This window comes from Flavobacterium sp. AK-301, assembly GCF_058310215.1.
In genome coordinates this window covers 304,623-316,061 of record NZ_JBZEES010000001.1, presented here as the reverse complement: position 1 = coordinate 316,061, position 11,439 = coordinate 304,623, and the positions used below count along the sequence as shown (strand labels likewise).

Here is an 11,439-nt window from a genome sequence, read left to right as displayed (position 1 = left end):
TGTTTTTATTCCGATTTATTTTTCAAAACGGATTGCTATTTTTCGATCTTTTGCTCTTTCTTCATCGGATGCATTTGCATCTACTTTAGCGAATTCAGAACCATATCCTTCGGCACCTACAATCTGACTTCCAAAACCATCTTTTGTTAACAGGTTTTTGATTGTATTGGCTCTTTCTCCTGATATCTTAAGGTTTACTGCGGCATCACCTTTTTTATCGGTATAGGCACCTATTTTTATTTTGGCACCTTTAAACTCTTTCAGAATAGCGCCAACATTTTTTAATTGTGCTTCAGATTCCGGAGTTAATTCAGTACCGCTTCCGAATTTGAAATTGATAGCATCAAAATCAAACCATTTTCCTTTTAATTCTTCTGGAGTAGCATTTTTGTATTCATCAGAAGTTAAGAATTTAGCGATTTGATCTTCCATTCCTCCTTCAAAACCGGTTAATTTCAGTCCGCTTGGTAAAGAAATTTCTTTACTTATTTTGTCTATTCCACTCTGTACAGATGTTTTTGCTCCTTCAATAACGGACTCTGTGGTGCCTTCTATAGTACCTTCTATGTTTTTAGTATCACTTGAGCAACTATTTTTGCTTAGTAGCCACCAGCCTAAGAATAGCAGAATTACAAGAGGTATAAACCATTTTAACCATCCCATTCCTCCTTTAGCAGTATTTTCAAGAGAATCTATGGTGTGCCCCACTTTACCACTGACATCGTCTTTAATGTCTTTTAGTTTATTTTCGGAGCTGCTTAAAAAAGAGCTACCTAAACCGGCTAACGAGGAGATTCCCAATATACTGGTTAGTCCTGATGGAATTGCAGATAAGAAGCTACTTTTTTCTGAGCTTAACTGCCCTAATAATCCGGACATACTGAGACCGGAATTCAGTTTGTTTCCTAAAACTCCTCCGATTAAAGGAGTAACCATGGAAAGTAATTTTCCTACTCCTGAAGTGGAAACACCCGAGGAGGAAGAGATTAGAGAGGTAAAAGCATCTAATTTATCTCCAAAAAGAGAACTAAGTAAACCGGAACTGATTTTTTGTGTTTTTGAATCGGAATCTCCTGAAAATAATCCGGTTATATTAGATAATATATCAGAATTTCCAGCTTTTTTAAGGGTGGATTCCAGTTCCTGATTATTATTTCCTTTTTCCAGAATAGTTCCCAATAAACCTGGAACAATTCCACCAATAGCTGAAGACACTTTAGTACTGTCTTCGCCTAATACTTCTGATGCTTTAGAAACTATTTCTGGTGAAATAAGTTTAGTTAATGAGCCAAATAGATTTTCCATAAAAATTAAATTTAAGATTGGGTTTATTTAATATGTTAAAAGTAGGCATATTGTTTTGAAAAATAACAAAAATTATATTAAATTTTTAATTTACAATGGTTTAGCGAGAGCTGTATGCGTATGGAAGGAAGAGTTTTTACTTGCGGAGTGCTTACTTTAGTTACAAAATCTCATCTGTTATGTGGCTTTTATATTCTTTAATTTTTCATTATATTAGAAAATTGTTTAAATGGCTTCAATAAATAGCAAGGATATGTTTTTTTAAAGAGAATTGGTAATGAAGAAAAAACTTGTTTACCAAGAGAGAGAGGGCAAGTTTGATAAATTTCGGAATATAATCGTTGCAGGAGATGGTTTTATTGTAACATATGGAAAATCAAGAACTAATAATAAATGTCTCAAGAGAACAGAGATTTAAACAATTGTTTCAAAATACAAAATAATAATGAGGGTAGTAAGCCTCTTTTATTTATTGATGGATTTTTCAGAATTTCAAAAAACAAATTATAAAAGTAGTTGAGAAAGGATTAGAGGTAATTAGTAGTTTAAATACGGATACCGGTTTAAAAGGAATTATTTAAGTGAGTAATAAATCTAAGATGAAGTTTTTAATTTAAAAAGGAGATACTATGTTAGCGGATTTAGAATACAATTATCAGGGAGTTTCGGCTTTTAATAAAAGTAAAGAAGGAAATAAATTAGTGTTAGCACATCAGACAGAGATTGAGGAAGTAAATGCTATTCCCTGTTTTTTCCGGGGAAGTCTTACTGATCCTTATTTAACGGCAAAGTGTTGGACAACTATTTCTAAAGTGGTGCTTTCCAGTTTTAGTCTGATTCCGGCGAGTCTTCGTGATCCTATTGTTTCGACAGGAGCAAATCGTTTGCGTTTTGAAGGGTTTTCATCTTGTAAGGGTGTATATGTGCGTTTAGATATGTTGCCGGAGGCTGTGGATGGCGAATTTATAGCCAGTGGAACTACAAATATTGATTTTAATGTACTGATGCTGAATGCTCTGAATGGGATTCAGAAGAATGAGAGAGTTGTTTTATCAGTAGGACATAATGATATACAGGTTGCTGGTTCAAAAGTAAAAGTTACAGAGAAAAAAGTAAAACTGCCTTTACGTTGGATCAAAGGATTAGCCAGTGTTCAGCTGTATCTTGCAGATATGGATTTGTCTTTTGAATTGGACAGATTGCAGACTATTCAGTTGTTTCAGAGTATTCCGAAAGGAAATATAAAAGGAGATTTTTTTATTACCAGAAGGGCAGGGAAGTTTATGTTTTCTCCTATTGCTAATGTTGATTCTGTACGAGTGGGAGGTGTACAGCGATTACGACTTTTGGAAGGGATTCTGCCTTTTGTAAAAGGGATTCAGGTATATCAGTCACAGGATAAAGAAACTTGTGCAATTGTAGCGGAATTTGGAATTATGCGTTTGACGATGGCTTTTTCACCGGATGCTTACAGAGGTTTTTCCGGAGAAGGAGCTGTATTGAAAAATATAATAAAAGAAGTGTCTCCGGAATGGGTCTATGGTTTGAATAGTCTGTTGAAATCTAATGAGATATTCGATCCGGGAATGTTATCGATTAAAAAAGATCTTCAGTTTGATACCATGGAGGGTCTTACTGCTAGTTTATCTTCTATGGGACTTCTGGGTTATGATCTGAATGATAAACAGCACTTTTACAGACGTCTTCCTTTTAAAACGGAACGTATGTAAAATTAAAGAGCAATATAGTTAGTGTATGTTACTCTTTTTTTTTCTTTCTATAAAAAAACAAATTAATGCTCCTAAGGAATAAGAGAGTATATCACCCCAGGAAAAAGAGGTTCCTAAAATAATGGACATAAATGTATTATCCTGTAATCTTAATACTTCAACCATACTGAAATATTGACCAATTTCTATACTATAGGCGAATAAAAGTGTTCCTGATAGTATATAAATATATTTCGTTTTTATAAAAGATTTTATGAAGTAATAGATTAGTAGTATTACCAGAACATCGCCTCCATAAGGTCTTATAATCGCATCTCTTATATATAGACCTATTATTATTTCAATAAAGAGTATCAGTAAAAAGATTAGAAAAGATTTCCAGTCAAATTTAAATGTCATAATAAAATAATTTGTTTTATCTATCTGGATAAATAAATAGTTTTTTAGTTTAAAAGTACTTAAAATATTCTGTTATAAAAGAGATAAAATGTAAGTTACTAAATTGGTAATAAAATTTCTTTTTTGCTTTTACTGTAGACGGTTATTCTATCAGTTTTTACAATACTGTGATTAACAGAATCGAAGAGCGGATTCTGTTAATCTGAAATTGAATTTGTATTTTTGGCGTAATAAAACAGTCTGAAATGAAAATCGTTATATCTCCTGCAAAATCATTAGATTTTAAAACAAAATTACCAACAAATAAATTTACAGAACCTTCTTTTTTAAAAGAATCAAAGGTAATCCATAAAATAATAAAGGAAAAATCTCCAAAAGAATTATCTGAATTAATGCATATTTCAGATAAATTAGGTGAATTGAACTGGCAACGCAATCAGGAATGGAAAACACCATTCACACCTGATAATGCCAGACCTGCGGTATTTGCTTTTAACGGTGATGTCTATTCCGGATTAGATGCTTATACCATTCCTATGGATAAACTGGATAAACTGCAAGATAGTCTGCGTATTCTTTCTGGTTTATACGGGGTGTTAAAACCACTAGATCTGATGCAGCCGTATCGTTTGGAAATGGGAACAAAATTACCGATCGGAACACATAAGAATCTGTATGAATTCTGGAAAAAAGAAATTACAAAAGCACTTAATAATGAATTAAAAGACAAAGAGCTTTTTGTGAATCTGGCAAGTAAAGAATATTTTGATGCTGTAGATGTTAAGACTCTGAAAGTTCCAGTAATTACACCTGAATTTAAGGATTATAAAGACGGGAATTTAAAGATTATCAGTTTCTATGCTAAAAAAGCGAGAGGGCTGATGGTACGCTATATTATAGATAATAATGTAAAAACGATTGATGGATTAAAAGGATTCGATTATGAAGGATACCATTTTGATGTCAATCTGTCTGAAGGAAATTCATTGGTTTTTACAAGGTGAGAAGTTAGTTGATAGTTAGTAGTTGATAATTGATAATTGAAATCTATATTATGCAATTATTGATTCTTTAAAACATACCTAACAGGTTAAAAAAACCTGTTAGGATAATATAAATAAAAAATAATGTTTTGAATCGTTCTGTTAAGCAACTTTAAACTTTTTTAAAACTATCAACTATCAATTAAAAACTATCAATTGCTTAGTGCATTGCATCAGCAGGATTGATTTTGTTTTTTCCTTTCTTTAAAAGTAGTACAAAAGGAATACAGATTAGGAACATTAGTCCCAGATACATGAATATATCCATATAAGAAAGTACAGTAGCCTGTTTCATAACGGAGTATTCTAATACCTGATGTGCTTTTCCAAGTGCTTCATTTGTACTAAATCCTTTTGCCATAAATCCTTGTTGTAACAGATGTACTCTTTGTTGTACTTCAAATTTGCTTACATCCAGTTTAGAAACTAAATTTACGCGGTGATCCTGACTGAATCGGGTTATAAAAGTGGTAATGATCGCAATACCGAATGATCCTCCTAACTGGCGCATCATCCCTGTAAAAGCAGCTCCTTCACCAATACTTTTCCCTTGTAAGGTAGATAGTGCCAGAGTGGTTATGGGTACAAATAGTAGACCTAATCCCATTCCTCTTAATATCAAAGGCCAGAACATATGCTCTTCACCGGTATCCGGAGTGATGACATTATGCATCCAGAAGGTAAAAGCAAAGAATATAAAAAATCCGGTGGCAACCATGTAGATCTGAGGAACACCTCGTTGTATCATTTTACCTATAAAAGGCATCATAATTGCTGTAGTAATAGATCCCGGGATCAGTAAAAGTCCGGCATCTGTTGCGGTCCATCCTAAAACAGACTGAGTATAAATCGGTAATATTAAAGTAGAACCATATAATCCAAATCCAAGAATAAAACACATAATAGTTCCGATTCTTAAATTTCCGTCTTTTAGAACGCTGAGGTTCACAATAGGATATTTATAGGTCATTTCTCTCCATATAAATAACACTAGACCAAATACAGTCACTATACTTAGGGTTACAATCAGACTATCATTGAACCAGTCATCCTGTTGTCCGTGTTCCAGTACAAACTGTAATGAGCCGATAAAAGCAGCGAGAAATATGATTCCCCACCAGTCCACTTGATTTGCTTTCAGTTTTTCTCCGTATTTTGGGCTTTTTACAAAGGATAGTGTTAGTAAAGTAGCAATAATTCCTAATGGTATGTTGATATAAAATATATAAGGCCATGAATAATTATCTACCAGATAACCTCCTAATGGAGGACCTAATGTGGGACCTACAATTACCCCCATTCCATAGATTGCCTGTGCCATTCCTCGTTTAGCAATAGGATAACTTTCTGTTATAATGGTTTGTGCAGTAACTAATAAAGCACCACCGCCCATTCCCTGTACAAAACGAAAGGCAACTAATTCCCATATATTATTTGCATTTCCACAAAGAAAAGAGGAAACAGTAAATATAATAATGGAAGCAGCAAAATAATTTCTTCGCCCAAATTGTTGTGACAACCAGCTGGTCATTGGGATTATAATTACATTAGCGATAGCATATGCTGTAATTACCCATGCAACATCGGTCAGGGTAGCCCCAAGACTTCCGCGCATATCTGTTAGTGCTACGTTGACAATGGTTGTATCTACAATTTCCAGTAACGCACAAAGTACGGCTGTAATTGTGATAATAACTCTTCTGGCACCATATTCAACTAAACTGTCTTCTTCTACCGTTGCTGTCATTTTATTTTAGATATACATCTACATCCACATTCATTCCGGGACGTAATAATTTTATTTTTTCGGCATCATTATCAGAGTCTAATGTAATCTTGACCGGTAATCTCTGAATTGTTTTTACAAAGTTTCCTGTAGCATTGTCAGGAGGAAGTAAAGAGAAACGAGCTCCGGTAGCGGGAGAAAAAGAAGAAACGGTTCCTTTGAATTTAGTATCAGGATAAGCGTCTGCTTTGATAGTGACTTTTTGTCCTGCTTTCATTTTGTTTAACTGTGTTTCTTTGAAATTTGCAACTACCCAGGCTGTTTCATTATTAATGATATAAAATAAAGCTTGTCCAGGTTGTACTAATTGTCCCGGTTGAATATCTACTGTAGATATTTGTCCGTCAATAGAAGCGGTTACTGTAGTATATTCCAGATTTAACAGTGCTGCATCCAGCATAGCTTGTGCTTTTTTGATATTTGCGGCAGCTACTTCTGTTTGTTTATTGGTTACATTCGATTTGGACAGAACAGCGTTTTTCTGAAAATTACTGGCGGTTTGTTGTTGTTGTAAAATTTTCAATTGATTTTCAGCTTCTTGTTTTGTTGCCAGAGCTTGTTCATATTGTTGTTTTGTAATGGAATGATTTTTATACAGATTATCAAAACGTTCAAAATCATTTTTAGCTCTCCAGAGTTTTATTTTGGCAGATTCCAGATTACCTCCGGCAGATTGATAATTTGCATCAGATATTGAAACGTTAGCCTGAGCGCTTCCCACGTCTGCTTTTGCAACTTCAAAACTGCCTTCAGCAGCTACTAATGCGGCTTTTGCTTCTTCTACTTTTACCAGATAATCTTTCTGATCAATTGTAAAAAGAGTATCTCCTTTTTTCACATAATCATTGTCTTTTACATGAACTTTAGTAACATAACCGGTTACTCTTGGAATAATCGGATTCATATTTTTCTCTATCTGAGCATCATCAGTACCTTCGTGAGAAAGGGAGTGAATATATTTATAGATTCCATAACCACCACCTAATATAACTAGAGCAGCTAGAATTATGACAAACTTTTTATTGGTCGGTTTCTTTTTCATGGATAATATTATGATTTAATTTTTTGTAGTATTGAATGATTGGGTTAATTTTCCGGAAGAAGCAAGTAGCTCGTAATATTTTTGTGTAATGTTGGCTTTTGAAAAAGCCTGATCTATTTTTGATTGTAATTGTTGTACATCAGCTTCTAACAGATCATTAGTATCCACAAGACCATTATCATATTTATCTTTTACGATTCGGTAATTTTCGATTGCCTGATCTACAGCCAGATTATATACATTATTTTGTTTTATTGATAATTTATAATTTTCTTCTGCTTGTTGTACCTGTACTTTTACCTGATCTGTAAGTAGTTCTACTGCCTGTTCTGTTTCAAAAGCTTTGCTTTTTACCGCTTTGACCTCTTTTCCATTTTTAAAGATAGAAGCCAGGTCATAAGAGACTCCTACGCCAAAGTTAATGGCATTAGTAACAGTCATAACATTTTGAAGATCCAGTGCAATATATCCTCCCATAAGGGATAAGGAAGGATAATAAGCTCCTTTGGCAATTTTCACATTACTTTCAGAAGCCTTTTGCTGCCAGCGTAAAGCCTCCAGATCATTTCTGTTCCGGATGGCTTCATCTTCGCTCGCTGAAGGCGAATTTAAAGGGGTATTAAAGGTATTCTCGGAGGGATTAATATTTGTGTTTTCCGGTAACTTTAAAAGTGTTGCTAGTTGATAGTTCATAATATTGACGTTCTTTTTAGCTTCATCTAATGATACCTGAAAATTGGATACTTGTAATTGAGCTTTCAATAAATCGTTTCTGGCAAGAAGCCCGTTCTGTTCCATTGCAGAAAAGTCGTTTACACGTTGTTGTGCACTTTTAATATTTTCTTCAATTAAGGTAACGGATTCTTGTGCTTTGTATAAAGCAACATACATTTTTACGACCTCTACTGCTATCTGCTCTTTAGTATGAGCAGCGGTGAAGTTTTCTGCTTGATAGAGATCCTTAGAAACTTCGATACTATTTTTGATCTTAAATCCTGAGAAAAGAGGCATAGAGATATTTGCCTGTCCCAGTAACAGTTGATTCACTTTTGGTGAAGTACCAGATTCTCCATTACCGGAATTTGGCAATTTTAAATCTACATTAGCATTAGTAAGTCTTTTGTATTGTCCGGATAATTTGAAATCAGGGTATTGATTGTTTTTTACAGATTGAAGTTCAAACTGTTTTGTGGCTACTTTTGTAGTAGCAAGTTTGACTTCGGTGCTTTGTGTGAGAGCTAAATCGATAGCTTCTTCTAATGTCATGGTCTTCTTTTCCTGTGCTTGTACGGTAAAGATTCCAAACAAAAAAAGAACACAAAGCAGAAAATGATTGTCTTTCATATAATTAAAAGTGCTTTGATGGTTTGTTGAATGTGTTTAGTTAAATCTGTGTTTATATAATTATCAAAATCTTTATCTGTTTTTAAATTTAATAACTTCTCATAGAAAGGTTTATTAATGTAGAACTGAAAATAGGTTCCCATAATAGTAGGATGAATGAGCAAAACATTAATATTTTTTTTTAATACTCCCTTTTCTTGACCTTCTTCAATAATCCTTTGTAGCGAAGCAATATTATATTTTTTTATTGCTGTAAATTTTTTAAAATCAAGACATCTTTTATTAGAAGAGAATTCAGTGTAGAGAATTCTGTAGATCTCTCGGTTTTGATTTAACCGATCAATATATAGTTCAATAAGATTATCTATTTTTTCGAGAGGAGATACAGTTAATTTTGATATGTTTTCTAATTGTAATTTTAGATCTGAAGTTCTGTATATAATCAATGTTTCTAATAATTTTTCTTTAGAGCCAAAATAATAAGAAATCATAGCAATGTTTATTTTTGCTGTTTTGGCAATATTTCTGATTGAAGTACCGTCAAATCCTTTTTCAGCAAACAGCGTTTCTGCTACATTTAATATCTGGATTTGTTTTGTATTATATTCACTCATTTTTTATTTGTAAAAAATTACGTGGACAAAATTAAACAAGTGTTTAAATTAAACGTTTGTTTAAAATTATAATTTAACATAAATTTAACAAAGTTTAAATAAAGCTAATCTGTTTGTTAATTTCTTGTAGGTTTTGATTAAAAGCTTTTAAGTATTTAATATTATCTAAATCTACTAATATTATAAATTACTAATATTTTAAAAAATCAATATATATAAACAATTATATATTGTGTTTTTGTAGTATATTTGTTTTGTAATATAACAAAAAAAATGATTTATATTTTATATTTTGTGTTTTTATAAAGGTTTTTTGTATTAAATAAAAATACATATAAAATATAAAAATTGTTAAAGAAACATTAGATAGATTTAGTACTTATGTTACTGGTTTTTGCCTTTTATCTTAATTGATGATAAAGTGTAAATTAAAAAGAAATAAAAGTATTGTCAATATTTTCTGTTTTTGGTACATATAACTATGTCAGATAGTTAGATAATAAATTAATAAAGTAAGTTAGATTATGATTAAAAGAAAAATTATCTTATTCACAGGAATCTTTTTTTTCGTTTCTATGTATTCGCAAATACCTACTAATTCAGTAGGAATTAATACCTTGAGTCCACATGTTTCGGCAATATTAGATATTAATAGTAATAACCAGGGTGTATTGTTTCCACAGGTTACCCTGAAAGGAGAAATGGATATAACTACTATTAAAGAGCCTGCTATAGGGCTTGTTGTCTATAATACAGGTAATAATCAAGATTTCCCAATCCAAGATTATGTATATTGGAATGGGACGAGATGGAGATTATTCATTAGTGGAAGTACCATAAAACCTGAAATTAATGGAAATTTAGTACCTAAAAGTGCCGTGCTTACTCCAAATGAATATAATATAGAAGTTGAGTATAATGGTGTTTTAGAAGTGGGATATGTTGGAGGTAATGGAGGTTTTTATTCAGAGGGTGAGCCATATTCATATAATGGACTTACTTTTGCATTACAACCGGGACAGACAAGTAATACAGGTAAACTTATTTATAGAGTTACAGGTAAACCTTTGACAAGCAGTCCTAATCCAATAAAAAATATTCCAATACAATTTCTGAATAAAAAACTCGGAGAGATGGATATCGGAGGTGCCGGTTTTGTGTCAACTGTTCAATATACTTTGCATAAAAGATTAGCAATTGAAGGAGGAAGTAGCAATGCGCATCTTGGAAAAGGAGGAGTATGTTTCGATTGGCGTAAAGATGATAATACAAAAATAGAGTTTATAGAATTACCTGAAACCGGAGCCTATGTTTTTTCTTTTCGTTTATACGGACCATTGTCCAAAGGCACAGTCTCAGCAGCTCCTTATTATTTATGTGCAATGAAAGCAAAAAATAAGAATGTAAGGAATGTAGACACTGATGATATATTAGATATAGTAGAAATAACAGTGATTAAACCATCTAATTATGAAAATAATACATATTCTGTAAATCTAACTGCTTCTGGAAAAATAGGTGATCAGATTTATTTTAAGATATCAGGAGCTTCTGATGTTTCGTTCCCTCATTGGACCTTGTATAATGGTAGCGATGGGACTAATTATTCAACTCAGGCAGATAGATCGTCAATGTTTTTCTGGAAATTATAGAAAAATTATAATATACTAAATAAAGATAAGGTCATTTCATATATGAAATGACCTTATCTTTATTTAGTATAATTTTGAATGTACAGCCTTGAAATAATTGATGGGTTTTATAATAAGATTATATTGAATCAGTGGATTTATTTTTTTGTCCCATAACTTTTACTATGCAGTGTGGAAAAGCTAAAATTTAAAACAAAAACTCCTACTTTTCGCTTCAATCAAAAAAGTCAGGACGAGTTTAAATTAAAAAATTCAGACAGTAATCAAAAGGATTGATAAAATATAGTGTTATTTAATTTATTACTTCGTTATTTCCGGTTTTTGCAATTTTGTTACTCTTTATCTCCGTCACTTATTGTATTCTGCTAATAAATTTCCCAATATCAGAGATTTTATTTTGGTTCAGGAACTGAAATAAAGGACTTCCTATAATAGTGCCTTTAACAAACTGAGTAGCCTGTTTGAAAGTTTCTGCATTATCGATTCCAAAACCAATAATTTGTGGGTTTTTCAGATTCAGATTA

General features: G+C 32.4%; 9 protein-coding genes. 3 read left to right on the top strand and 6 right to left on the bottom strand.

What is annotated here, in order from left to right; genetic code table 11:
* Nucleotides 1–15: 15 nt before the first annotated feature.
* Nucleotides 16–1,305, bottom strand: coding sequence for a DUF937 domain-containing protein (locus tag AC4FQX_RS01450; RefSeq protein ID WP_491165882.1), 1,290 nt, complete (start codon nt 1,303–1,305; stop codon nt 16–18).
* A gap of 629 nt (nt 1,306–1,934) precedes the next feature.
* Here AC4FQX_RS01450 and AC4FQX_RS01445 point away from each other — a divergent pair.
* Nucleotides 1,935–3,035, top strand: a complete 1,101-nt coding sequence (locus AC4FQX_RS01445) for an SWIM zinc finger family protein (protein ID WP_491165881.1) — start codon at nt 1,935–1,937, stop codon at nt 3,033–3,035.
* 18 nt (nt 3,036–3,053) lie between these two features.
* Here the strand turns inward: AC4FQX_RS01445 and AC4FQX_RS01440 are convergent, their stop codons facing one another.
* Nucleotides 3,054–3,434: a ribosomal maturation YjgA family protein gene (locus AC4FQX_RS01440; RefSeq protein ID WP_491165880.1), complete on the bottom strand. Its 381-nt coding sequence runs from the start codon at nt 3,432–3,434 to the stop codon at nt 3,054–3,056.
* A 245-nt stretch (nt 3,435–3,679) separates the two neighbouring features.
* Here AC4FQX_RS01440 and yaaA point away from each other — a divergent pair, with 245 nt between their 5' ends.
* Nucleotides 3,680–4,438 (top strand): peroxide stress protein YaaA, encoded by a 759-nt coding sequence (yaaA, locus tag AC4FQX_RS01435; RefSeq protein ID WP_491165879.1) that lies wholly within the window; start codon nt 3,680–3,682, stop codon nt 4,436–4,438.
* A 199-nt stretch (nt 4,439–4,637) separates the two neighbouring features.
* On the opposite strand, the gene AC4FQX_RS01430 is transcribed toward yaaA, so the two are convergent.
* Genes AC4FQX_RS01430 through AC4FQX_RS01415 form a run of 4 tightly spaced genes read right to left on the bottom strand, consistent with a single transcriptional unit; the run spans nt 4,638 to nt 9,263 of the window.
* Nucleotides 4,638–6,224, bottom strand: coding sequence for a DHA2 family efflux MFS transporter permease subunit (locus tag AC4FQX_RS01430; RefSeq protein ID WP_491165878.1), 1,587 nt, complete (start codon nt 6,222–6,224; stop codon nt 4,638–4,640).
* 1 nt (nt 6,225) lies between these two features.
* Nucleotides 6,226–7,305, bottom strand: a complete 1,080-nt coding sequence (locus AC4FQX_RS01425) for an HlyD family secretion protein (protein ID WP_491165877.1) — start codon at nt 7,303–7,305, stop codon at nt 6,226–6,228.
* 15 nt (nt 7,306–7,320) lie between these two features.
* Nucleotides 7,321–8,649: a TolC family protein gene (locus AC4FQX_RS01420; RefSeq protein WP_491165876.1), complete on the bottom strand. Its 1,329-nt coding sequence runs from the start codon at nt 8,647–8,649 to the stop codon at nt 7,321–7,323.
* Nucleotides 8,646–9,263, bottom strand: coding sequence for a TetR/AcrR family transcriptional regulator (locus AC4FQX_RS01415; RefSeq protein WP_491165875.1), 618 nt, complete (start codon nt 9,261–9,263; stop codon nt 8,646–8,648). Before AC4FQX_RS01415 ends, AC4FQX_RS01420 begins: the two co-directional genes overlap by 4 nt.
* A gap of 524 nt (nt 9,264–9,787) precedes the next feature.
* Between AC4FQX_RS01415 and AC4FQX_RS01410 the strand changes: the two genes are divergently transcribed.
* A complete protein-coding gene (locus AC4FQX_RS01410; protein WP_491165874.1) occupies nt 9,788–10,915 on the top strand; it encodes a phage tail-like protein in 1,128 nt (375 codons plus the stop codon).
* Nucleotides 10,916–11,439: the final 524 nt, after the last annotated feature.